The organism is Arthrobacter sp. E3 (assembly GCF_017353415.1).
GTDB lineage: Bacteria > Actinomycetota > Actinomycetes > Actinomycetales > Micrococcaceae > Specibacter.
This window is the reverse complement of record NZ_JAFMPX010000129.1, coordinates 1-271: the sequence shown is the minus strand read 5'-3', so window position 1 is coordinate 271 and position 271 is coordinate 1. Positions and strand designations below refer to the sequence as shown.

At 64.6% G+C, this 271-nt stretch carries 1 protein-coding gene; it reads left to right on the top strand.

Annotation, left to right across the window (positions count from 1 at the left end; translation table 11 throughout):
* Positions 1–271 (top strand): hypothetical protein (locus JMA46_RS16915; protein WP_207346504.1); only part of this gene is annotated, 271 nt, incomplete at both ends.

Below are 271 nucleotides of genomic sequence, written 5' to 3'. Positions count from 1 at the left end.
ATGAGTAATCGGGAGGAGTTCCCCGGAGACCGGGGCTTTGCAGCCACAGCAGATGTGGCTGGTTTCCTTGCCGCGATGACGCTTCCTTCCATTGAACCCTTTGGCCCTGACACTGCGGCCCTGGCTGGGTTGCCCGCCTACATTCCGTTCCCGCCACCTCGCCCTGAGCCTGCGTCCAGGGTGGGGGTGGCTCGTGCCGTGTACGACGCCTCCATGACCGCGCTGGCGGTACTGAAACGACTCGAGGACGCCACAGCGGCGTGTAAAGCGG